This window comes from Glutamicibacter sp. NPDC087661 (genome assembly GCF_044743275.1).
Taxonomy (GTDB): Bacteria; Actinomycetota; Actinomycetes; order Actinomycetales; family Micrococcaceae; genus Glutamicibacter.
The window spans coordinates 1,189,595-1,212,277 of record NZ_JBIUWE010000001.1 but is presented as its reverse complement, the minus strand read 5'-3'; the positions used below and the strand labels follow the sequence as shown (position 1 = coordinate 1,212,277).

The following is a 22,683-nucleotide window of genomic DNA, read 5'->3' as shown; positions in this document are numbered from 1 at the left end:
AGGGTGCTCCCGGGCAGCCGGATCAGCGCTTGATGCGTGCATCAACGCGTGCGGCCAGCTGCGTGGCGGTCTGCATCGCCCGCTCCAGCGATGCTGCGGTATCCCATAATCCGGAGTGCTGCGCGTGCGCCGGGCCGAAGGGCAGCTGGGACAGGTCGTAGCGCAGGTTGCTGCTGGCGGCCTGCAGCACTGCGCGGACCATGCCCAGCGCTGCGGCGACATCGGCCACCAATTGCGGTTTCGCATGCTGGTCAAGCCAGCGCAGGTCATTCACTGCGGTCATGGCCAGCGCGCCGAGTGCGGCCGAGGATTTCGCGGCCTGCAAGCAGGCCTCGGCGAGCTGGCGGTCGCGCTGCTCCGAGGGCGGTTGCGCGGAGGCTTCCCCGAAATCCGCGGAGGCCTTGGCATCCCGGTCGGCCAGGCCCAGCGCGTCGATCCGCAGCTGCTTGGCCCGGGCCTGCAGGCCGGCGAGCTCTGCCTGTGCGGGTCCGGAGGCCGAGACGTAGCCGGCGGACATGGACATCAGCGCGGCGGCAACACCGAGCATTAGTGCCGCTGCCGCTCCGCCGCCCGGATTCCCGTCCGACTCGGCCAGCTCTTCAAGCCAGGGTCCTATGCGCGCCTCGCTGATCGGACGCTGCGGGCCGCTATTCGCCATGCCCCTGGTCTTGGCTCATCGAGCCTTCACCGGGAGGGGTTTCGCCCGGCGGCACCGAACCGCCCGGCTCCAGTCCAGTAATCAGTTGCTGCTCTGGGTCGGGGTTGGATGTGGCTGCGGCTTCGCGATTGGCCTCTTGGGCTTCATCCAACTGTGCGTCGGGCTGCGACGCGGAGGATTCCTGCGGGTCCATCGGCTGCTCCTATTCTGCATCTGGGCTGCGGGCTGGGGATCCAGCCCTTGTCCGCTCACGCTAGGCCAGGGCCCCGGCGGGCTCAACAGCACCGGGCGATTCACACGGAACGCACGGATTGCGGTGCGCTGCCTGCCGGAATTCAGCTGGCCGGCGGCAGTCCAGGCGCCAAGTGCTTGAGCACTGCGGCGTGCAGGCGCGCATCGCCCAGCAAGCGGAAATGCCCCAGTGTAGGCAGCTTGATGTTGGTGGCTCCGGCCAGGTCGCAGCCGCCGGGGATGTGCGGGTCGAAGCTGCTGTAGATGGAGATGATCCGGGAATTCACGCTCAGGTTGGCCGAGAGCTTGAGCAGACCCTGGTCGTTGGGCGACAGGGAACGCAGGGAGCGGACCGGCGCATAGCGTGCATAGCGCGAACCGGAGAAGGGGGTGCCAATGGCGATCATCCGATTGATCCGGTAGCCCTGCGGCGAGGCGGACATCAGGTACTTGCCGATCAGACCGCCCTTGCTGTGCGCCACCAGCACCGCATCGTCGAGCTGCGCCCGGCCCAGGTAGCTGGAGACCACCTGGGACATCTCCGGCACCGTGCCGCGGTTGAAGCCGAGCTGCGGGATCACGTGCACCGGGTGGCCGGCCTGGTGCAGCGCGTCGGCCAGCGGGAGCAGGAATTTCCAGGATTCCCAGATACCCGGAATCAGCACCACCGGTTCGGCTGCCGGATGGCTGCCGGAGCGCAGCCGGCCGGCCTCCGTACCTGGCAGCAGCGAACGCAGCTGCCAGGCACCGGCATAGAGATAATCCTGCAGCCAGGCGCGGGACAATACCGCCCACCGCGATAGCCTGCTGGACAGGGTGCTGGTCTCCACCGGTGCTCCTTTGCTGCGTGTTGCGCTGTGGGACCGGTTGCGCCGAGGCGCAGTCCCAAGAGCATTATCACCACATGAGTAGGGCTGAGTCCGGCAGCGACATTGCCCGGCCTGGGGAATTCCGGGCGTGGGGCCGCCGGCCGTCCCGCTGCCGCGACGAGCCGAAGCGCTCTTCATGGCCCGTGCCAGCCCACGAGCCAGGTGGGGGCTCTAAAAATTTCAGCCCGAATCGGGTTACCGCGGGTGCTGGCTGGGATGGCGAGGCATGGTGCTTTGGCGGATTCCAGGGTGCTTCGGGCCTCGCCCAGGTCCCGAAACCGCATCGAGCCGGTACTGGATTTCCACGCGCGTGGCGTGGCCGCGATGGCGCAGGGGGGAAAGAGGTGGTGCATGGAATCCTCACGCTGCTGAAGAGGCTTCAACTAGCCATGGATTAATCATCGTGCCGGGGCTATTCTGAGGTTCTGTTGAGTAGTTGCAGTTTTTGGGGGACTGGCAAGTTATGAAACGACAACATCATGGTTTAAGCAGTTCTGTGCCGCGCGGCGTTTTGGGGAATGGCCGGCGGCTTCCGTATGGGGCGCTGGCCATTGCCGCGGCTTTCGCTTTAAGCAGTGCATTGGCTTGGCCCGGGGCGGCCGGTGCAGTGCCAGCCAGAACCCAATCAAGCACACTGGCCTTTCCCGCCGCGCCAGCGCCGGCGCTCGGGAGCGAGGCTGTCACCGCACCGGATCTGGGCGGAACATCCGCTCTCCAAGTGCTCGGACTGAGTTCACTTGGCGGAAGAACTGGAAGGTCCGCGCCCGACCCGCTGGCCCACGTGGCCGCCAATCGGGCAGCGATGACAGCAAAGACAAGCCCTGGAGCGCTGGCACAGCCCGCGCCGCTAGCTGCCGACCAGGGCATTCGTCCGGCAATGCTGAGCCCTGGTTTGCTCTTGGAGCATCCAGTGGCCACCCGCCGGATTTCCAGCCCGTACGGTTGGAGGTTCAATCCGACCGGGTTCGGCCGCCAAATCCATATCGGCCAGGACTATCCAATTTCCTGCGGTTCGCCCGTGCGGGCCAGCGAGTCGGGCCGGGTGGTCGTCGCGGGCTGGGCCGGGCACTCGGGCCAGCGGGTCACCATCGACCACGGGCATGAGGTGCAGACCGGGTACAGCCACAATTCGCTCTTGCTCGTCAGAGTGGGCGAGCTTGTTGTCCAAGGCCAGATCATCGCCCTGGCCGGGACCACCGGCAACTCCACGGGGTGCCATGTGCACTTCGAGGTCATCGTCAATGGCCAATGGCATAATCCGCGCAACTACCTTCCTTCAGGCGGAGGGCAGCGCCAGGCATTGTTCGCTTCGACGCAATTTGCAGTCGATGCCGGCAGCGCGATCCGCCATCAACCGGCAACAGGAAGAAGCGGGCAGTACACCGGGGCGGCCAGGCATCACGGATCGGCCCGAACTGAGCATCCAGCGCCGCCGAAGACCACGAGGCACTCCCACGCGGATCCGCTCCAGCCGCCAGCGGCGAGCAAGAAGAAACAAGCCGCGCCAGCCAAGCCGAAGGCCCAGCTGAAAAAGGAATCCGGCAAACTCCGCCCGACCCCGCGTCCGGCGCAACCGGCACCAGAGCCGAGCAAGAAACTCGAGCCGCCGCAAAAGTTGAATACCGGAAGCCCGAAGGCCACGCCATCTGCATCAGCGTCACCAGCACCCGTTTCGGCCAAGCCGAGCGCGCCGAGCGTAGCGCCGACGCCCAGCACTGCACCAGTTGCTGAGCCGAGCCCGTCGGCGGCGCCGACCGCCTCGCCAAGTCCTTCGGCATCACCTTCCAGCGTGTCGCCATCAGCTACGGATAGCGTTCCGGAGGCAACGGAATCGACCAACTCCACGCGAACCTCTGAACCAACCCAAGTGCCTGGACCCAGCGAGGAAACTGGCGTCGAGCCCCGGGAGGACCAGGGCCCAGGCGGTAAAGATGCTCCAGCCAGCGAGGAACCCACCGACCCCGCAGCTCGTGTCGAGCGCCAAATAGGTGCAGCCCAACCCAAAACCGTGGACTTGCAAGCACAAGAGCCGGAGAAGAAACCGCCAGTGGCCAAGGCCCTGCCACCGGCCAAGTCCACAACTGCGAAAAAGCCGGCCGCGAAGGAAGTACCGGCTGAAAAGTCCAAGCCCGAGGTCGCGGTGCCGGCTGCGAAAAAGCAAGCCAAGCCGCCAGCGAAGCCCAAGGCCCCGGCCAAGCCTAAAGTTGCAGCGCCCGTGAAGCAGGTCGCCAAGGCGCCGGTAGCAACTCTGCCCAAGTCCAAGCCGAAGCCCACGCCTGCTATTGCAGCGCCGGCAGTGCAAAAAGTTGCCCCGGCACCGGCCAAACCGAAGCCTCAGGCGACAGCGGCGGTGAAGCCCCAAGCGGGCGCCCCGGCCAAGCTCCCGCAGGCGCCGGCTGCAGCCGCACCACCTGCCAGCGAGGCCAAGCCGTAGTCCGTGGCTGCCCGGTCCCTGATGCTGCTCCCGTCCCTTTGGGCGGGAGCAGCGTGGCGCTGGGGAGGAGACAACTGGTGAAACGCTGCACAGCTGGTTAGTCCAGCGCCCGATTATTGATATTCTTGGGAGTTGAGTCCTGTGCGATTTTCCAATGCGCACCACAAGACCTATCGAAAGAAGTGCCCGGCACGTGTTTAATTCACTTTCCGATCGCCTGACAGCAACCTTCAAGAACCTGCGCGGCAAGGGCCGCCTGACTGAAGCGGATATCGACGGTACCGCACGCGAGATCCGCCGCGCCCTGCTTGACGCCGACGTTGCCGTACCGGTGGTCCGCGGCTTCGTGGCCCAGGTGAAGGAACGCGCTCTGGGTGCCGAGGTCTCCGAGTCGCTGAACCCGGGCCAGCAGGTCGTCAAGATCGTCAACGAGGAACTCGTTGGCATCCTGGGCGGGGAAACCCGCCGCCTGAACCTGGCCAAGAACCCGCCGACGGTGATCATGCTCGCCGGCCTGCAGGGTGCCGGCAAGACCACCCTGGCCGGCAAGCTGGCCAAGCACCTGAAGTCCGAGGGCCACACCCCGTTGCTGGTGGCCTGCGACCTCCAGCGCCCCAACGCCGTCAAGCAGCTGCAGATCAACGGCGAGCGTGCCGGCGTGCCGGTCTACGCACCGCACCCGGGCGTCTCCTCGGAATTCGACACCGCCACCGGCGACCCGGTAGCGGTAGCCCGCGACGGCGTCGCCGAGGCCAAGGCCAAGCTGCACGACATCGTGATTGTCGATACCGCCGGCCGCTTGGGCGTGGACACCGAGATGATGGCCCAGGCCGCGAACATCCGCGCCGCCATCAACCCGGATGAAGTCCTCTTCGTCATCGACGCGATGATCGGCCAGGACGCGGTCAACACCGCCCAGGCCTTCCACGAGGGCGTCGACTTCACCGGTGTCGTGCTCTCCAAGCTCGATGGCGATGCCCGCGGCGGCGCCGCGCTGTCGGTCGCCTCGGTCACCGGCAAGCCGGTCATGTTCGCCTCCACCGGCGAGAACCTGGACGACTTCGAGATCTTCCACCCGGACCGCATGGCTTCGCGCATCCTGGACATGGGCGACGTGATGACGCTCATCGAGCAGGCCGAGAAGAACTGGGACAAGACCGAAGCCGAGCGCATGGCGAAGAAATTCGCCGACCAGGAAGACTTCACCCTGGACGACTTCCTGGCCCAGATGGCCCAGATCAAGAAGATGGGCTCGATGAAGAAGCTGCTGGGCATGATGCCCGGCGCACAGATCTCCCGCCAGCAGCTCGAGCAGTTCGACGAACGCCAGATCGACCGCGTTGAGGCCATCGTCCGTTCGATGACCCAGCACGAGCGTGTGGCTCCGAAGATCATCAACGGCTCGCGCCGCGCGCGTATCGCCAAGGGTTCGGGTGTTTCGGTCTCCGAGGTGAACCAGATGCTGGAGCGTTTCGCCGAAGCGCAGAAGATGATGAAGAAGATGGCTGCCGGCGGCGGCATCCCGGGCATGCCGGGGGCCGGCAAGGGCGCTGCCCGCAAGGCGAAGGCCAAGGGCAAGGGCAAGAAGCAGCAGAAGTTCGGCAACCCGGCCAAGGCCGCGCAGGCCGAGCTGGAGGCCAAGAACAAGAAGGCCGCCGCCCCGAGCGGTGCCGCCTTCGGGCAGGGCGCCAACCAGGACTTCGATCCTTCGAGCCTGAACCTGCCGGCGGGCTTCGAAAAGTACCTTGGCAACAAGTAGCAACCAGTCCTTGCAGGGCGGCGACCAGGAGCACACGCTGGTCGCCGCCCTGACTCTTTTCTTCGAAGAACCCCAGGCGCAGCAGGCCGAAGCCAAGGTCCGCGAGCTGCTGGCCGCCCGCGAAGTGATCTCGCTGGTCTCCGTGCCGGTGCCCTGGAACGGGCTGGCGATGATCGAGGCCAGCCTTGCGGTGAACCACGAGGGGCACTTGCTGCTCGCTGGCGCCGCGGGCGCCATCAGGCTGGGCCAGCAGGTCGAGGACTTCGCGCTGGCGCTGAAGCTGGGCACCGGTGCGCTGTACATCGACCAGGACGACGCCGAGGTGCAAACCGGGGAGCCCATCGAGGATCCGCGGCTCGATGCCATGCCGCCGGGGCGGACCGTGGCCATCGGCGCGCTGAACGAGCCGGACATGGGGGTGTGGGCCGCGGCGAGCAAAACCAGCTGGCAGCTCCTGCCGCCGGAATCCGCCGGCGCGGCCGTGGCCGTGCACGAAGGCTTCCTGGTGGGCGGCGTGCTGGCTGCCAGCCAGCATCCGGCGATCATGCTCAGCCGCACCGGCGCGCGCTTCACCGCGAGCTTCTGGTTCGACAAGCAGCCTGCCAAGCTCGGCGGGCACCCGGCCTGGGTGCACATCTGGCCGGTCGCGGCCAGCCCCGCCTTCTGGCCTCAGGCCTCAACACCCGCCCGGCGCGAACTGGACTGGCTGCTCGCCAACCAGGACAGCGTCGATGGCCAGGAACTCGACGAGCTGGCCGGGCTTCTGGTCGATGCCGAGCACATCGAGCGGCTCAAGCAGGCGCTGGTGGGCACCGGCAGCCTGCAGTCGGCCCAGCGGGTGCTGGAGACCTTCGGGCATCCACCGGTCCTGGCCCGCTATCTGGAAGACGCCGATCTTCCGGAGGACGCGCGATGGATCGAACCGGTGTCAATGGCCAGGGCAGTGGGCCGTGCACTGATCGCCGAATCCCGCACCTCCGGTGCCCGGCCGCGATGGTACAACTCGTTGTCGTGGAAACCCGCCGCGCAGCTGGCGCTGGGGCTCATCGAGGCCCTGGTATTCTCGCTGGTGCTTGCGGCCACCCATTGGCAGCAGCCCTGGGCGCCACCCTGGGTGATCGTGCTGCTGCTGGTGCTCGGCTATGTTGATGCCACCGGGAATACCGTCCTCGGCGCGGTCCGCTGGTTCCGCGCCCGGCGCCGGCGCTAGCGCCAGGCCACCGCCCGGGCGCTGCCTGCCAGGCCACCGCCCGGGCGCTGCCTGCCAGGACGGCACGGGTTACCGCCTATGATTGACTTATCGCCATATCCAATTAACCAAAGGGGTTACTTTTCGTGGATTCAACCGGGTTCAACTACCTCAACCTAGAGTTCATTTTCATGGGCGACAAGCCTGAATCTGCACAACTGGTACGCACCGCGCTGGCCGATCGCCGCCTGCTGGGTTTCATCGGCGGAGCTGTTGAGCGCGAGAACTCCACTGAAGTAGCCGCCGAGGTGGCCACCGTGAGCGAAGCCCGCGATGCGGTGCTCTACCGCATCGATGCCAAGGGCAAGCTGCGCGAAGGCTCGCGCGTGACCAAACTGGTCCACGAACTGAAGAACTCCACCGGGGCCGACTACGTACTGGTTGACGGGGACGAGATTGACGGCCCCAACCCGGATGACGAGCAGCTCGGCGAGTACGGCGGCACCAACGAGCTGCTGCACGGGCCAAAGCTCAAGGGGTCCGAGCTGGTGCTGGCAGCGGGCTTTGCCGAGAACGAGATCACGGTTTGGGAGAACGTATCCGGCCTGATGGCCATGCCCAAGGAACCGGTCTATGCCCCGAGCATCTCGCGCTCGAACCGCCCGTACCTGTGCTTGGACCGTACCGGCAATGCCATTACCGCAACCATCGAGGCCAAGGGCTCGCGCCGAACCATGTTCGGTTCGTCGGTGTCCATGGTGGTGGACCTTGAACGCACGGCAATCCTGGAACCGGAAGCCGGTTCGCCGGCAGCGGTGCGCCTGGATGAGCTCAACAGCTTGCTCTTTGGCTGGGACGAAGAAGAAATGCAGATCATCGAGCAGCTGATTCCGGATCCGGCCGACCGCGCCGAGGCCCAGCAGCTGCTGTGCAGCAGCGGGGATCTGAAGGACATGAAGCGCCTGGTCTCGCTCTTCGGCTTCGATCCGCGCAGCATCGATTACCTCACCGGCCGCCCGCTGCCCGAAGACCGCAGGGTCATTGCTACCGGCGGCCCGTTCAAGACCTTGAAGTCCGCACTGGCTGAGCAGGAGCGCGAGGCCAAGGGCCTGGAACGGCTGCTGTACCGCCACAACTGGAATCCGAAAGCGCTAATGGGTTCGGGTGCCGCCGTACTGGCCTCCGGCGCGGCAGCGCACCTGGTCCTGGCCAAGAGCGGCAAGTTCGCCTGGTTCCCCAAGCCGGCGCGCCAGCTGCTGATGCTGGCCTGGTACGCCGATGGCGCCTTCTATCTGGGCAAGGGCATCGTCGATGCGCTGAAAGCCAAGAACAAGCACTAGGCGCTCACCGCGTCCAAAGAACAGCCCGGCGGGAAGCTGGATCCGCTTCCCGCCGGGCTGTCTTCTGCCTTTTCGTTCCTAGCCGCGTTCCCTCAGCTCAGGGAAGTCGCTATCGCGGTACTCGCCGCTCGGGGTCGTGTCGGCCGCATGCTGCTCTTCCTCGGCCAGGCGCAGCTCCACGCGGCGGATCTTGCCCGAGATGGTTTTGGGCAGCGCGGTGAATTCGAGCCGCCGGATCCGCTTGTACGGAGCCAGGTGCTCGCGGCAGAAGCCGAGGATGTCCTTGGCGACCTCCGCGCCGGGCTCGACGTGCGATGCCAGCACCACAAAGGCCTTGGGCACCGAGAGCTTCAGCGGATCCGGCGAAGGCACCACCGCCACCTCGGCCACCGCGGGATGCTCCAGGACCACTGACTCCAGCTCGAAGGGGCTGAGCTTGTAGTCGCTGGATTTGAAGATGTCGTCGGCACGCCCCACATAGGTCAAGACGCCCTCATCATCGCGTTCGGCGATATCTCCCGTGTGGTACACGCCGCCACGCAGCGCCTCGGCGGTTTTCTCCGGATCGGCGAAATAGCCCTTCATCAACCCGGCAGGCCGGGGATCCAGTCGCAGGCAGATTTCCCCGATTTCGGCCAGCTGCCCTGTGGTCGGATTGCGCAGCTCCACCGCATAGCCCGGCATCGGGCGGCCCATCGCGCCGACCTTCACCTCGGTACCCGGCGAATTGGCAATCTGCACGGTGGTCTCGGTCTGCCCGTAGCCATCACGGATCACCTGCCCCCACGCGGTGCGCACCTGGTCGATGACCTCGGCGTTCAACGGCTCGCCGGCAGAGACCAGCTTGCGCGGGGGAGTCTGCAAGCTGCCTAAGTCCGCCTGGATCAGGTAGCGCCAGACGGTGGGCGGCGCGCAGAAGCTGGTGACCTTCTCCGTATCCATTTGGTTCATCAGCGCCAGCGGATCAAAGCGCTCGTAGTTGTAGACGAAGACCGTCGCTTCGGCGATCCACGGGCCGAAGAAATTCGACCAGGCGTGCTTGCCCCACCCGGGGGACGCCACATTCAGATGGACATCGCCTGGTTCCAGGCCGATCCAGAACATCGTTGCCAGGTGGCCGATGGTGTACGAGGTATGGGTGTGCTGGACCAGCTTCGCCAACGAGGTGGTGCCCGAGGTGAAGTAGAGCAGCATGTTCTCATCGGCCCGGGTCGGGGAGTCCAGGCGGAATTCGGCCGGAGCGTCGTGGGACTTGGCATAGTGCAAGGTCCCTTCGGCGGCCTGCCCGCGGACTTGCACGATCCGGTAGTCCCCGGGGACTGCTTCGAATTTGGCGACCTGGTCATGGCTGGTGATCACCCAGTTCGCGTTGCCGCGCTCGATGCGGTCGGCGAGGTCCGCGCTGACCAGCTGCGTGGTGGTCGGGATGATGACCGCACCGAGCTTCATGCCGGCCAGCATCACTTCCCAGAGGGCCACCTCGTTGCCCAGCATGAGGATGATGGTATCGCCGCGCTGCAGGCCTTCGTCGGAAAGCCAGCGGGCCACCTGGGTGGAGCGGCGCGAAAGTTCGGCCCAGCTGTAGCGTGCCGAGCTGCCATCGGGTTCGGTGAGGATCAGTGCCGGTTCATTGGCTCGCGCCGGGTCCTTGGCTACCTCGTCGAACCAGTCGTAGGCAAAGTTGAAATCGGTGAATTCCGGCCACGTGAACTCTGCCCGAGCCCGGTCGTAGTCATCGCGTGCTGCCAGCAGCAGATCGCGTGCTGCCCGGAACTTCTCGGTATTGCCCATGGGGGTCCTTTGCATCATGGGCGCCTGCGCCCGGCAGAATTCTTCGGTCTTCAGGATTCAATATACTTCAGTGCACAGTTCTGGCGAATTGTTGCGTCACCATGCGCGGTGCAGGTGCTGAACTTCACGAATTTTGTCCAGTAGCTTCCAATACGGGCATGCATAGTGACAGAATGCCCGATCCGGCTGAAGCCGCTGGCGAGGACGCTGCCGGTGGCAGGCTGGCCAAGGCGCCTGCGAGCAGTGCCAGGCAGGCAACTGGACTCGCAGATGCCGATGGTCTAGCGTCTGGACTATGCCAAAGGAAGAGACCCCCGCCAAGAAGCACAACCCCCTGTTGGTCTTGGGAAAAATCAGTTCCATCCTCGATTCCTTTTCACTGCGCCAGCCGGTGATGTCCTTGGCCGATATCCGTGAAGCAACGGATTTGCCTGCCTCCACGGTGCAGCGTCTTGTCGCGAATTTGGTGGGGCAGGGTTTCTTGGACCGCGAGGATGACGGCTTCCGCATCGGGATGAAGATGGCCTACTGGGCCGCGCCGGCGACCCGGGGGCGGGAAGTGCTGGACGTCATCAGCCCATCGTTGCGCGAACTGCGCGACTTCACCGGGGAAACAGCCTGCCTTTTCCGTGCCGAGCAGCAATTCCGCGTGTGCGTGGGCATTGCCGAAACGCGCCACGCGCTGCGCAGGGAAATGCACCTGGGTGAGCTTGCCCCATTGCATGCCGGATCTGCCGGCCGCGTGCTGCTGGCCTGGAAGCCCGAGCTCATGCAGCGGTTGCAGGAATCACAGCTGCAGCCGTTGACCGATGCCACGATTACCGGCATGGCCAGCCTGGAAAAAGCGGTTCAGCAGACCCGCGCCGATGGCTTCGCGATCACCACGGGGGAGCGTGAAAGCGGGGCCTCGGGACTGTCCGCACCGGTGTTCGATTCCGCGGCGGGCCTAGTGGCGGCGGTGACCATCAGCGGCCCCACCCTGCGCATGCCGCGGGAGATCTGCCAGAGCTGGATCGAACCGTTGCTGGACACTGCTGAACGGATGACCCGGCTGATCGGCGGACGCTTCCCGGGCGAAACCCACCGGCCTTCCGCCTAGCGCCGCCCGCCCGGTCCGAGGGCCGCGGCGGCACCAGGCAGCAGCGGCACTAGAGGCTCGTTCCGCAATCCGGCGTGGCATCAGAGGGGATCACCCAGGCAAAGGCTTCTGCCTTGGAACGCGCCCCCTGGGCCGACTTGGAACGGTTCGGCTCGCCCAGCTCCTGCAGCAAGGATTCGGAGAGCCCGACGAGCCCGGCAAAGCGCTGCGGCGTGAGCCATGGCGGCTGGGTGGCGAACAGGATGTCCTCGCTGGAAGTGTTCCCGCTGGCTCCGGGGGCGAAAGGACAGCCTCCCAGGCCGCCGAGCGCTCCATCAACCAGGGTGGCTCCTGCCGAAATGGCTGCCAGCGTATTGGCAACACCCAGCCCCCAGGTATCGTGGCCGTGGAACACGATGCGCCGTTGCGGGGTTTCGCCGCGGACCCTGGAGATGAGCGAGGCGACCTGTGCCGGAACTGCTTGGCCCAGGGTGTCGCAGATGACGATGTCGCAGGTGCCCTCGGCCCGTGGATCATTGGCGATCTCCAGCACGCGCTCGGCGGGGACCTGCCCCTCGAAAGGGCAGGTGAACGAGGTGGCCAGGCACAGCTGGATGCGCCCGCCGGCTTCCTGGGCATAGCGCACGGCTTCTGGCAGGGCGGCGAGGCTCGCCTCCGTGCTGCGCCCGATATTCGCCTGGTTGTGCGCATCAGAAACAGAGAGGCAATACTGGAAGTTCCGGAGGCCCGCCTTGGCCGCCTTGGCCACATGCCCCGGGGTCGCCACCCAGATCCAGCAGCGTTCCAGCTCGTCGGGGCGCAGCCCCCGGGCAACATCGAGGGTATCGGCCATGGGCGGCACCAGGTCGGCACGCGCCATGGAGCCGAGCTCGATTTCCTGTACTCCGAGCCGGATCAACTCGCGCACGGTCCTGATTTTCTCCGGGGTGCTCAGCAGCTTCCCGGTCAGCTGCAGCCCGTCACGCAGCGTGACGTCGCGCAACGCGGCTGCGGGGGTGAATGAGTAGCTCACGCGATATTCCTTTCGCCAGCCGAGGCTTGCGCGATTTGCGCATCGGTCATTCCCAGCAATCCGCCCAATACCTGTTCGGTATGCTCCCCGAGGTCGGGGCCGAGGTTCCGAATGGGCAGCGAGGTGCCTCCCATGACCGGCACGATGCCGGGGAAGCCGACACCGTGCAAGGTTTCCTCGCCGGTGGAGACATCCAGATGCTGGATCATGTTCCGGGAGATGTATTGCGGCTCGTTGGCAATGTCCTTTGCGCTGTAGATCGGGCCGGCAGGAACTCCTGCCGCATCGAGGATGGCCAGGGCCGTGCTCGAATCCACGCTTGCGGCCCACTGGCCAATGGCGGCATCCAGCATTTCCCTGGCCTCCCAACGCTGGGCATTGCCCTGCAGCCGCGGATCGGCCCCGAGCTCCGGCCTGCCGATGGCTTCCATGTAGCGGCGGTAGATCCCGTCACCGTTTCCGGCCACGACAATGCTGGCCCCATCGGCGCAGACATAGGCATTGGATGGCGCGATGCCTTCCATGCGTCCACCGGTGCGGGTCCGGGTTTCGCCGTAGGCGCCGTGGTCCGGGAGCAAAGATTCCATCATGGAGAACATCGCCTCGTGCAACGCCACATCGATCACGCGATGGTCCAACCCGAGGGAGGCCTTTTCCCCGCGCGCCATCTCCCGCTGGTAGAGCGCCATCACCGCGCCGAACGCGGCGTACAGTCCGGCAATGGAATCGCCAATCGATACGCCGACACGAACCGGCGCGCGATCCGGATCGCCCACCAGATTGCGGAAGCCGCTGAAGGCTTCGGCCACGGCGGCAAAGCCCGGGCGCTCGGAGAGCGGCCCGGTCTGGCCGAAGGCCGAGATGCGGGTGATCACCAGGTCCGGATTCACGGCGCTGAGTTCTTCGGGGCCCAGGCCCCACTTCTCCAAGGTGCCCGGACGGAAGTTTTCCAGCAGCACATCGCAGTGCTTGGCCAGTTCCAGCACGGCCTCCCGGCCGGCGTCGCTGCGCAGGTCCAGGACGATGGACTTCTTGTTGCGGTTGATCGTCCGGTACAGCATCGAGACGCTGCCCTTCTTGAGCCGCCAATTTCGCAGCTCGTCCCCGGTTCCCGGGCGTTCCACCTTGATGACCTCGGCGCCGAAGTCCGCCAGGAGCCGGCCTGCAGTGGGGGCGGCAATGTAATTGCCCAATTCGAGAACGCGGACACCCTTCAATGGGGCGATGTGCTCTGACATGTTCTGCCGTTCCTTTGCTGTCGCGCTAAATGAAGAGGTTGAGGATCATGACCATTCCAAGGGCCACGATGGATGCGACCGAGACGCCTACGCTGACGGTCTTCAGGGCACCGCGCACGGTCTGCCCGAACAACGACTGCAGGAGCCAGAAGGTGTTCGAGGTGACGTGGACCATGAACAGCGCTCCGGAACCTGCCGCCAACGCGATGAGCACCGGGTCGATGCCCAGGCTCGGGGCGATCGGTGCCAAGAGGCTTGCGGCAGTAATCCCGGAAAGGGTCACCGAGCCAACGGCAATGTGAAGCAGGGCCGCGATGCCCCAGACCACTACCAGTGGTGCAACGGTGCTGGCCGAGAAGAACTGGCCCATGATGTCGCCCAATCCAGCCGTGGAAACCGTGGCTGCCAAGGAGCCGCCGACACCGGTCAGCAACAGGATCTGCCCGCTTTCCCTGAACCCGCTGGCCACGCCGCGGTCAATCGCCTTCTGGCCGATGGTGTAGCGTGCCACGGCGATCGTTCCGACCAGGCCGATGAGCAGGGCAACTACCGGATTGCCGACCAGCTGGATCCAGCTGGCCTCATAGCCCAGGATTTCGGCCAGCGCGCCGCTGGCGATGAGCAGCAAGGATGCGAGCAGCGGCAGGAAGAGCAGGAACAGGGGCGCCTCGCGGCGCTGCCCGGTCTGCACCGCGGTGGCCGCGGTGGCTGTTCCGGCGTTGCCGGTGCGTGCCGCATCCTGGCCGGTTCCTTCGCCGCGCTCCAGCTTGCGGGTTCCCGGTGTCGGCTCCTCTTGCGCCAGCAGCTGCTCATCGCTCTCGGCTTTCCAGAAGCCCCGGTCGAAGAAGAAGGACATGATGGCGACGGAAATCAAGACCGTGGGCACGACGACCAGCAGGCCGAAGATCAGCATCTTGCCCAGGGGAACTTCAAGCATACCGGCCAAGGCGACGGCGCCGACGCCAGGGACCATGAGGACGATGCCGACCTCGCCGGCGATGGCCATGGCCGTGGCAATGCGCGCGGTTCCGTGCTTGCCGATTTTCGGCGCCATGCGCCGGGCCAAGGGGGCCGCGATGACCAGCAGCACATCGAGGAAAATGGTCTGCAGCGCGGTACTGACAGCCAACGCCATGGTGTATGGCAGCCGTTTGGGGCCGAAGGTGTTCAGCAGGTGCTCGACCAGGCGGCGGATGGCGCCGGTCTCATTGAGGATGGAACCCATCAGCACGCCGAAAGCCACCAGCAGTCCGACTTCCACCATGATGTCGCCGAAACCCTGGGTGATGGTCTCGATGGTCTTGGTGACTCCCAAGCCGGTGGATAGGCCCAGGTAGAGCGAGCCAATGACCAAGGCGATGACTGGGTTGACCTTGAATCTCACGATAAGCACCACGGCGGCAAGCACGGCCACCGCGGTATTTATCAGAATCGCGATATCGGACATGTTGGATCCGTTCTAGAGGAATCGGGGAGCAGTGTGACATAAGCCACGGCATGAGAACTCATAGTATGAGTGTCAGCTCACGATGTAAACTATTTGCTTCTTAAGCGGGAAACCTCTGGAAATAAACCCGATGCGAACCCTGGCGGCTTAACGCGAGGAAGGGGAGTAGCGATGGGCTGGCGAAAGTTTCGAGGGAAGAGAAAAATCCAGGGCGCCTGCCGAAGCCATGTCCGGAAAGCGCCCTGGATACTTTAGGTCTCTACCCCTTGAGATTCGGGAAGTCGGTGTCCCTGTATTCGGTGCCCGCCGGGGCGCCGGCGCGGTGCCGGTCCACTTCAGCCTGGCGCAGCTCCACCCGTCGGATCTTGCCCGAGATCGTCTTGGGCAGGTCCGCGAATTCCAGCCGGCGGATGCGCTTGAAAGCCGAAAGGTGCTCGCGGCAGTAGGCCAGGATCGATTCGGCCAATTCCGGTCCGGGCTCATGCCCGCCGGACGCGACGATGTAGGCCTTGGGCACCGTGAGCCGCAGCTCATCCGGTGCTGGAACGACGGCCGCTTCGGCCACGCCCGGATGCTCAATCAGAACCGATTCGAGTTCGAAAGGGCTGATCTTGTAGTCGCTGGATTTGAAGACGTCATCGGCGCGCCCCACATAGGTCAGGACGCCGCGTTCGTCCCGCTCGGCGATATCCCCGGTGTGGTAGACCCCGTCCCGGAAGACCTCATTGGTCTTTTCCTCGTTCTCGAAATAGCCCTTCATCAGCCCCAGCGGGCGCTGGGCGGTGACCAGGCAGATCTCGCCCACATCGCCTTCTTCCCCGGTGGCCGGATCGCGCAGCACGATCTCGTAGCCGGGCATCGGGCGTCCCATGGCGCCGATGGTGATGGGCTCCGCCGGGGGATTGGCAATCTGCACCGTCGTTTCGGTCTGCCCGAACCCGTCGCGGATCACCTGCCCCCAGGCCTTGTGGACCTGGTCGATGACCTCTGCATTCAGCGGCTCGCCGGCCGAGACCAGTTTCTGCGGCGGATGCTCCAGCGCACCGAGGTCGGCCTGGATGAGCAGGCGCCAGACGGTCGGCGGTGCGCAGAAGCTGGTGACCTGCTGGGCGTCCATCTGGTTCATCAGGGCCACTGGATCGAAGCGGTCGTAGTTGTAGATGAAGACCGTGGCTTCGGCGATCCACGGGGTGAAGAAGTTGGACCACGCGTGCTTTGCCCAGCCCGGCGAAGCGACGTTCAGGTGGACATCGCCTGGTTCGAGGCCGATCCAGAACATCGTGCTCAAGTGCCCGACCGGATACGAGGTATGCGTATGCTCGACCAGCTTGGCCTTCGAGGTGGTGCCGGAGGTGAAATAGCGCAGCAGCGTTTCATCGGCGCGGGTCGGGTGCTCCAGCGCGAAGGCCGCTTCTGCCGCGGACGACTGGGAGTAGTCGAGGATGCCAGCCGGCGGCTGCCCGCCGATCTGGATCAGCGTGTAATCGCCCGGCACCGATTCGAACTTGGGGATTTCGCCCTCGTTGGTGACGACCCATTGGATATGGCCGCGGGCAATGCGGTCGGCCAGATCGGTGGGCGTCAGCTGCGTGGTGCAGGGGACCATGACCGCACCCAGCTTGATGCCTGCCAGCATCGATTCCCAAAGCTCTACTTGGTTGCCCAGCATGATGGCGATTGAATCCCCGCGCTTGATGCCCTGGTCGCTGAGCCAGCGCGCAAGTTGGGTGGACCGGGTTGATAGTTCTGCCCAGGTCCGCTGGGTGCAGCTGCCGTCGGATTCGGCGATGACCAGTGCTGGGCGCTCGGAGCGCTGCGGATCCCGGGCGACGTGGTCGAACCAGTCGAAGCCGAAATTGAACTCGGTGAATTCCGGCCAGGCGAACTCGGCGCGAGCCTGGTGGTAATCCTCCCTTAGCTCCAGGAGACGGTCACGGGCTGCTCTGAATTCTTCGGTAACGCTCACAACTAACCTTCCGTAGCTCTGGGTAAACCACCAAAACCCAAGGTGAGGTGGATCACCAGTCAATATACTTGGGAGTCCTAGCGAGTGGAAGATCGCCACCGATATAAAACCGGGCCACCCCATGATGACCGTGCTAAGTCGAACTGAATCCCGATCCCAGGTTACGCGGTGACCAGAGCCCAGCTAGCAGTTTATTCCCGATATCCCGTCTGCAGCGGCGGCGTGTGGCCTTGCATTATTTCTGGGGTCCGACTGCCCGGATGCAGGCTTCTTCGTTGTTGGCCTTTGAGGTCTTCGGCCAGGGCTGTTAATGCTACATTTCCAGGGCAGTGGTTTTACCGATCCTCGCGGATGCAACCCGTACGCCGGGGCAATGGCATGGAATGCAGTGGCTGCAGTGTGGCCCGGGGCCACTGCGGAATCTGCCTGATCGGCGAGCTCGTCTGCCTGTTCCATTGTTGTCGCATCAGCGGTTTCGCTTGCGACCGGAGTAGTTGAAGCGGGTAGAAACGTGCTGTTGATTGATCTGGATCCACGAGCAGTCCAGACCCTTCCTCTATTAAGTGCCGACCAAGAAATGGGACTGGGTAACCCATGGTTAAAGCCAAGCGGCTTTGTCCGGGCAGCCCATTTTCCGTGAAATCTGAGTATCAACTGCGATGCCCCATGGAAACAGGGATCGGGTTGCACTTGGGGATAGAGTCTCTCGAAGACGGCTAGAAGTTGTACCATATCCAGTACTGACCAAGGAGGGGCATGGCAATCACAGCGAGTGAGGCGCGCCGCGATCTTTTCGGCTTGATCGAACGAGTCAATCTTGACCATGCCGAAGTGGAGATCTTGTCAAAGCGCGGATCTGCAGTCCTCATGTCTAAAGATGAGTATGACTCTCTGGTGGAAACGAGCTACCTTCTGCGCTCGCCGAGGAATGCGCTCCGCCTGCTTGCTTCGCTGGAAGCGGTACGCGGTGGCCCAGTGTCCGCGCGTGGACCTAGTGATCCCTGAGTGAAAGACTGCTGATCTGGACGGCTGCCGGCTGTGAAGACTATTTCCACTGGCAGACCCAAGATCGCAAAACGCTCAAGCGCATCCATGCGTTGATTGAGGCTGTGCTTTGCTGTGACCCGATTGAGGGTATTGGCAAGTCTGAACTGTTGAGGCGTACCCTGGCTGGCGCGTGGTTGCGCCGCATTGATGAAGCTAATTGACTGGTCTATATTGCCGATGATCGCGCGGTGGCAATCCTGCAGGCCAGGTGCCGTTAGTGAACGGTTTCAAGCATTCGGTCGCCTGGCAGGCGTGCGTTATCGCGGCGCTTCGAGGGGAACGCGCGGGCGAAATCTCTATTGATGGGCAGATCGCTTCCAGGGACGGCCGCAAGGGTCCGGCACGCATGGTCCGTGCAGGGCACGTTGTAATCCCAAGCTGACTCTTTGTCCTGCCGGCAGGGCGTGCTCAAGATATTCGGCAGCCGCTGGCCCGAGGCACTCGACCTCCTTGCCCGCGTGACTGGCTCAGTGATGTCGATGTTCAGCAGCTGGACTCGAGTTTCTGCGCCCGCCGCCCTGGCATCCATGGTGTCGCCATCGGCAACCCGGAGCCGTACCGTGATTCTCTGATCCGCCACCGCTGGTAAGCGCCATGGCGCAGGCAAGCAGAGACCTTGCTGCCGCAAGGAAATCCGGATGGCCTTCGTAGTTTTGGCAGCGGGGTTCTTGGTGTGCGAGCAGGGGAGGCTAATGCCATCCCGGAACCGAATTCGCTGTGATCGGCTGAACATCCCAATTTCATTGAAGCATCAAGTAATTTGCGATAGGCTGTTAATCAATAGGGAATCGATGCACTTGGAAAAGGAGCTTGCCATGTCAGTACTCCAGCAAGACAAACTAGCGGCCACCACCCACATGAACGCAGTCCAGCTCAAGGTCGGCGACATGAAAACCATGAGCGAGTACTACCAGAAGGCCCTGGGCCTTGAAGTGCTGGCCGAATCAGCCGAAGGCACCCGCCTGGGCCGCGGTACCCAGGAACTGGTCAACCTGCAGAACGCGCCAGGACTGCAGCTCCCATCGCGCAACGAGGCGGGACTGTTCCATACCGCGCTGCTCTTCGACACCAAGGCTGATCTGGCTGCGACCGTTCTGTCGGCAGCCCAGTTCGACCAGAGCCGCTTCGTGGGCAGCTCCGATCACCTGGTATCCGAAGCGTTCTACTTCACCGACCCGGAGGGCAACGGCATCGAGCTGTATTGGGACCGCCCGCGCGATACCTGGAGCTGGAACGGCGGCGAGGTGGCCATGGACACCATCTACCTGGATCCGAACAAGTTCCTCAATGAGCACCTGACCGAGCGGTCCATTGCCGAACAGCGCAAGGCCGCCGCGGATGTAGGCCACGTGCACCTGCAGGTGGGCGATGTCGCAACCGCCCGCCAGTTCTACGTCAGCACCCTGGGCTTTGACGAAACCACCACCCTGGGCGAGCAGGCACTATTCGTCTCGGCCGGCGGGTACCACCACCACATGGCCATGAACGTCTGGAACTCGCGCGGAGCCGGCCCGCGCAAGGACACGCTGGGGCTGGGTGAAGTGCTGATCAACGTCCCGACCGAAGAAGAAGTCGGCAAGCTCGCCGAGCGGCTGGCCTACGCCGAGGTGGTAAACCACCACACCGGAGCCGAACTTCGCTTCCGGGATCCTTGGAACAACGAACTGCGCGTTGCCGTAGGCTAACGCGGATCCAACGCCCAGAGGCTTCAGTGCCCCCGGGCGCTCGCCGAACCGGCGAGCGCCCGGGGGCACTTCCTGTCTTCACCCGGTTCCGGTGCCCAGGGCCTCCAGGTGCTCGGCAATGGTCTTGGCGGTCAATGGCCGCGTCTTGAATGGCGGTAAATTCCCTGCCTCGGCCTGTTCTAGCACCTGCTGGGCGAAGGCGGCCGGGTTGGCCACGTCCAGGTGGGTCAGGTTCTCCGGGGCGTACTGCCACCACTGCGATGCCTGGAGGGCCTGGACGGTCGGCGCATCGAAGCGGTCGCGGATCTTCTTGGCCGGCAGGCCGCCGACCACGGTGTACGGCTCGACGTCGCTGGTGACTACGGAATTCGAGGCGATGACCGCGCCGTCGCCGATGGCGACCCCATGGCCCAGCGTGACCTTTTCGCCGATCCACACATCGTTGCCGATGGAGATCTTCCCCGGCGTGTAGCCGTACTTCGTCGTCCCCAGTTCCGCGCCGTGATCGTCCGCGTAGGTGCGCATCAGCAGCCGCTGGTTGTAGAACACCGGGCTGGTCGATGCCCACTCCAGGGGGTGCTTGGCTGCCATGACCGTCAGGCCCTTGGCGATCGAGGTGAACCGCCCGACGCTGATGGCCTTGTTGAGCTTTGAATGGGTGTAGGAGAACGCGCCCATGCGGGGCAGGGCTGTTCCGCTGGTTCCCCAGAAGGTGGTGTAGGGATCCAGCGCGAGGTCTTCCTGGTAGCTGATCCACGCCTCGGGATTGTAGGTGCTTCCGGTGTCCTGGAAATCCTTCATGCCCGGAACCGTCATGAGGATCCGGTGGCTTTTGAGCAGCGGTCGCAGTTGGGACATCTGAATTCGCATGCGATCGAGCTTATGGGACCGGACTTGGAGAATTGTCAGCAAGTCCCGAACGCGCGCTGGATGCGAGCTGCTGCCCGGCTACTGCTTGGGGCGGAAGGAGAGGTTCTTGTGCGTGGTGAAGTACGGCAGGATCATTGTTTCGGGCAGACCCAGGCGCTTCATTTCCATGGCCTTGCCCACGCGCAGGCGCAGGTTCACGTCCACCGCCGCATCCTGTTCCTGGGTCTCGCCCAAGAGCTGCGGCTCCACATCGAAGACCGCCAGCTGCTCGTCCACACTGCTGCTGGCCACGGCCGCGATTTCTTCCTTGCTGTCCCGATTGACGAAGACCAGCTCGAAGGTTGCCGGATCGGGCAGGTCTTCGACGTGGGCCCGATGCTCCACCCGCACCCGCAATCCCTGGCCGTCAGGGAAGTCGACGCCCCGCAGCCTTGCTTCGAAATGCGGGACGCGGTTCTTCGCGCCGAGCTTCTTGAGCATCTTCGCTATGGACATGGTGTCCTCCCAAAGTGAGACTAGATCGCGGGCTTGGTACTCGCTGGCAAAAGTGCGGGCCTGCTGCGACATCCGGGCGGCCAGGGCGGGATCGTCCATGAGCTGCTGCACCCGGTCGGCCATGGCCTGGATATCGCCATGGCGGACCAGGAAGCCGTTATGCCCATCGGTGATGCTGTCGGCAGGGCCGAAGTTGATGTCGAAGGACACCGGGATGCATCCCTGGGCCTGGGCCTCGAGGATGACCAGCGCCTGGCCCTCGTTGGTCGAGGTGAATAATTGGGCCGTGCAGGAAGCGAAGTGCCGGGGGAGCTGGTCGGAGTAGCCGTGGAAGATCACCGACTCGCGCAGGCCCAGCTCGGCGGCCCGTTCTTCCAGCGCGGCGTGTTCGCTGCCCTCGCCCGCAATGTGCAGGGTCGGCCGCTTGCCGCGAAGGACCAGTTCGTGGAGGACATCCAGGGCGGCGGCTACGTTCTTGTTGGGGGTCAGCGAGCCGGCCACGATCAGGCTGGTCGAGCTGCGTGCCGGTACCGGCGGTTGCACGGTGGACGGGTTCAGCGGGTTGGGAATGACGAATGCCGAGTCGGCTTCGCCGAAGCGGTCGACATAGGCCTGGCGCTGGGCCTGGGTCAGGAAGACAAAAGCATCCCAGTTGGAGCGTTCTTCGATGATGGGTTCGTGGCCCTTGGAGAGCTGGCCGCTGGCAAGGTCCTGCCCCTTGGCCACATGGATGCTGTGGAACGTGAACACCTTGGGCACGTGCACCGGTTTCCAGGAAGCGAGCATGGCCGCGGTGTACTTGCTGTCGATGACCACCAAGGAGTTCGGGTGGTCGACGATCTGCGACAGCCAATGGCGGTAGAAAGCCGCCGCGCTGGGGAAGCGGGCCACCAGGGTTCCGCTGCGGTCAAAAGCCTCAACGATGCGGCGGGCCTTGCCGTCGTGGAACTTCATATCGGACAAGAAGACGGTGCCATCGGCCCGGTAGTACGTGGTCTTCTTGACCCCGCCTTCGGGGCCGGCAACGCTGTGCTCGCAGAACAAGGTGGCATCCTGGCCGGGGTGGTGGACGGACTTGCGTACCGTGAAGTCCAGGCAGGCCGGTTCGGCCTTCCGCTCGGGGATGCTGGCCTGCGGCTGCAGGTCATGCTCCGCCAGGTGGAGGTAGGGATTGAGCACCCGGACCTTGGGCGAAAGCTTGCCGCGCTCGACGAGTTCCTCGACAATCTGCGGGAGCTGTTCGTTGGGGCCGAAGGTCACCACCGCGGCAGAACCGTGCCGCTGGGCGAACGCGGCCGCGCGCTGGGTGCAGACGGTGGTCATCCCGCCGAATTCGCGCTCGAGCTTCCACGTGACCATGTAGGCGTCCAGCTGCTGTTCCCTGATATTCACGGAGAATGATCCTTAGTTTGACCACGGCAAAGTTAATTTCGCGCGAGGATATGCAGTTCCTCGCGCCACATTCCAGACTACGCGGTGAAGCTAGGCGGGCGCTGGGAAGACACCGTCGTGTCGGCCTCGATTTCCCTGAGCTGCACCGCAGGGCCGGCCCA

18 protein-coding genes are annotated in these 22,683 nt (G+C 64.4%); 8 read left to right on the top strand and 10 right to left on the bottom strand.

The features are described 5' to 3' along the window. Positions 1-22: 22 nt before the first annotated feature. The 3 genes from ACIOTN_RS05775 to ACIOTN_RS05765 all read right to left on the bottom strand — a co-directional run bounded on the left by ACIOTN_RS05775 (position 23) and on the right by ACIOTN_RS05765 (position 1,719). Entirely contained in the window at positions 23-658 is a 636-nt protein-coding gene (locus ACIOTN_RS05775; RefSeq protein WP_402734902.1) for a cyclodeaminase/cyclohydrolase family protein, read from the bottom strand. Then, positions 648-851 carry a DUF6480 family protein gene (locus ACIOTN_RS05770; RefSeq protein WP_105657709.1) on the bottom strand — a complete coding sequence of 68 codons (204 nt, stop codon included), beginning with the start codon at positions 849-851 and terminating at the stop codon, positions 648-650. Before ACIOTN_RS05770 ends, ACIOTN_RS05775 begins: the two co-directional genes overlap by 11 nt. A 142-nt stretch (positions 852-993) precedes the next feature. Then, positions 994-1,719 carry an alpha/beta hydrolase gene (locus ACIOTN_RS05765; protein ID WP_286134214.1) on the bottom strand — a complete coding sequence of 242 codons (726 nt, stop codon included), beginning with the start codon at positions 1,717-1,719 and terminating at the stop codon, positions 994-996. 841 nt (positions 1,720-2,560) lie between these two features. On the opposite strand from ACIOTN_RS05765, the gene ACIOTN_RS05760 reads away from it, so the two are divergent. The 4 genes from ACIOTN_RS05760 to ACIOTN_RS05745 all read left to right on the top strand — a co-directional run bounded on the left by ACIOTN_RS05760 (position 2,561) and on the right by ACIOTN_RS05745 (position 8,480). Then, positions 2,561-4,192 (top strand): peptidoglycan DD-metalloendopeptidase family protein, encoded by a 1,632-nt coding sequence (locus ACIOTN_RS05760; RefSeq protein ID WP_402734988.1) that lies wholly within the window; start codon positions 2,561-2,563, stop codon positions 4,190-4,192. A 193-nt stretch (positions 4,193-4,385) separates the two neighbouring features. Beyond that, positions 4,386-5,951 (top strand): signal recognition particle protein, encoded by a 1,566-nt coding sequence (ffh, locus tag ACIOTN_RS05755; RefSeq protein WP_105661194.1) that lies wholly within the window; start codon positions 4,386-4,388, stop codon positions 5,949-5,951. Then, positions 5,938-7,161, top strand: a complete 1,224-nt coding sequence (locus ACIOTN_RS05750; protein WP_402734901.1) for a hypothetical protein — start codon at positions 5,938-5,940, stop codon at positions 7,159-7,161. The genes ffh and ACIOTN_RS05750 overlap by 14 nt, the downstream gene beginning before the upstream one ends. A 125-nt stretch (positions 7,162-7,286) precedes the next feature. Then, positions 7,287-8,480 carry a hypothetical protein gene (locus tag ACIOTN_RS05745; protein ID WP_332499312.1) on the top strand — a complete coding sequence of 398 codons (1,194 nt, stop codon included), beginning with the start codon at positions 7,287-7,289 and terminating at the stop codon, positions 8,478-8,480. A gap of 78 nt (positions 8,481-8,558) precedes the next feature. Here the strand turns inward: ACIOTN_RS05745 and ACIOTN_RS05740 are convergent, their stop codons facing one another. Further along, complete coding sequence (locus ACIOTN_RS05740; RefSeq protein WP_402734900.1) at positions 8,559-10,271, bottom strand: AMP-binding protein; 1,713 nt, start codon at positions 10,269-10,271, stop codon at positions 8,559-8,561. Positions 10,272-10,566: 295 nt separating this feature from the next. On the opposite strand from ACIOTN_RS05740, the gene ACIOTN_RS05735 reads away from it, so the two are divergent. Continuing rightward, positions 10,567-11,370, top strand: coding sequence for an IclR family transcriptional regulator (locus ACIOTN_RS05735; RefSeq protein ID WP_402734899.1), 804 nt, complete (start codon positions 10,567-10,569; stop codon positions 11,368-11,370). Between the two features lie 49 nt (positions 11,371-11,419). On the opposite strand, the gene ACIOTN_RS05730 is transcribed toward ACIOTN_RS05735, so the two are convergent. From ACIOTN_RS05730 to ACIOTN_RS05715, 4 genes are all read right to left on the bottom strand, one after another. Continuing rightward, entirely contained in the window at positions 11,420-12,382 is a 963-nt protein-coding gene (locus ACIOTN_RS05730; protein WP_332504654.1) for a hydroxymethylglutaryl-CoA lyase, read from the bottom strand. After that, on the bottom strand, positions 12,379-13,620 hold the full coding sequence (locus ACIOTN_RS05725; protein ID WP_402734898.1) for a CaiB/BaiF CoA transferase family protein: 1,242 nt from the start codon (positions 13,618-13,620) through the stop codon (positions 12,379-12,381). The genes ACIOTN_RS05730 and ACIOTN_RS05725 overlap by 4 nt, the downstream gene beginning before the upstream one ends. A 25-nt stretch (positions 13,621-13,645) precedes the next feature. Further along, the gene (locus ACIOTN_RS05720) at positions 13,646-15,067 is read right to left on the bottom strand and encodes a GntP family permease (protein WP_402734897.1); all 1,422 of its coding nucleotides are present in this window, start codon (positions 15,065-15,067) and stop codon (positions 13,646-13,648) included. 259 nt (positions 15,068-15,326) lie between these two features. Beyond that, the gene (locus tag ACIOTN_RS05715; RefSeq protein WP_402734896.1) at positions 15,327-17,033 is read right to left on the bottom strand and encodes an AMP-binding protein; all 1,707 of its coding nucleotides are present in this window, start codon (positions 17,031-17,033) and stop codon (positions 15,327-15,329) included. A gap of 756 nt (positions 17,034-17,789) precedes the next feature. Here ACIOTN_RS05715 and ACIOTN_RS05710 point away from each other — a divergent pair. The 3 genes from ACIOTN_RS05710 to ACIOTN_RS05700 all read left to right on the top strand — a co-directional run bounded on the left by ACIOTN_RS05710 (position 17,790) and on the right by ACIOTN_RS05700 (position 19,765). Beyond that, positions 17,790-18,038: a type II toxin-antitoxin system Phd/YefM family antitoxin gene (locus ACIOTN_RS05710; protein ID WP_402734895.1), complete on the top strand. Its 249-nt coding sequence runs from the start codon at positions 17,790-17,792 to the stop codon at positions 18,036-18,038. Beyond that, entirely contained in the window at positions 18,035-18,241 is a 207-nt protein-coding gene (locus tag ACIOTN_RS05705) for a type II toxin-antitoxin system YoeB family toxin (protein ID WP_402734987.1), read from the top strand. Before ACIOTN_RS05710 ends, ACIOTN_RS05705 begins: the two co-directional genes overlap by 4 nt. A 654-nt stretch (positions 18,242-18,895) precedes the next feature. Next, a complete protein-coding gene (locus ACIOTN_RS05700) occupies positions 18,896-19,765 on the top strand; it encodes a VOC family protein (protein ID WP_402734894.1) in 870 nt (289 codons plus the stop codon). 78 nt (positions 19,766-19,843) lie between these two features. Here ACIOTN_RS05700 and ACIOTN_RS05695 read toward each other — a convergent pair whose 3' ends face one another. After that, the gene (locus tag ACIOTN_RS05695; RefSeq protein WP_402734893.1) at positions 19,844-20,623 is read right to left on the bottom strand and encodes a CatB-related O-acetyltransferase; all 780 of its coding nucleotides are present in this window, start codon (positions 20,621-20,623) and stop codon (positions 19,844-19,846) included. Positions 20,624-20,713: 90 nt separating this feature from the next. Continuing rightward, positions 20,714-22,522: a glycosyltransferase gene (locus ACIOTN_RS05690; RefSeq protein ID WP_402734892.1), complete on the bottom strand. Its 1,809-nt coding sequence runs from the start codon at positions 22,520-22,522 to the stop codon at positions 20,714-20,716. Positions 22,523-22,683 lie beyond the last annotated feature (161 nt).

Coding starts and splice junctions, on each gene's coding strand:
- ACIOTN_RS05770 (WP_105657709.1), bottom strand. CDS start 851: ATGGACCCGCAGGAATCCTCCGCGTCGCAGCCCGACGCACAGTTGGAT.
- ACIOTN_RS05695 (WP_402734893.1), bottom strand. CDS start 20,623: ATGTCCCAACTGCGACCGCTGCTCAAAAGCCACCGGATCCTCATGACG.
- ACIOTN_RS05760 (WP_402734988.1), top strand. CDS start 2,561: ATGACAGCAAAGACAAGCCCTGGAGCGCTGGCACAGCCCGCGCCGCTA.
- ACIOTN_RS05725 (WP_402734898.1), bottom strand. CDS start 13,620: ATGTCAGAGCACATCGCCCCATTGAAGGGTGTCCGCGTTCTCGAATTG.
- ACIOTN_RS05775 (WP_402734902.1), bottom strand. CDS start 658: ATGGCGAATAGCGGCCCGCAGCGTCCGATCAGCGAGGCGCGCATAGGA.
- ACIOTN_RS05710 (WP_402734895.1), top strand. CDS start 17,790: ATGGCAATCACAGCGAGTGAGGCGCGCCGCGATCTTTTCGGCTTGATC.
- ACIOTN_RS05700 (WP_402734894.1), top strand. CDS start 18,896: ATGTCAGTACTCCAGCAAGACAAACTAGCGGCCACCACCCACATGAAC.
- ACIOTN_RS05720 (WP_402734897.1), bottom strand. CDS start 15,067: ATGTCCGATATCGCGATTCTGATAAATACCGCGGTGGCCGTGCTTGCC.
- ACIOTN_RS05740 (WP_402734900.1), bottom strand. CDS start 10,271: ATGGGCAATACCGAGAAGTTCCGGGCAGCACGCGATCTGCTGCTGGCA.
- ACIOTN_RS05735 (WP_402734899.1), top strand. CDS start 10,567: ATGCCAAAGGAAGAGACCCCCGCCAAGAAGCACAACCCCCTGTTGGTC.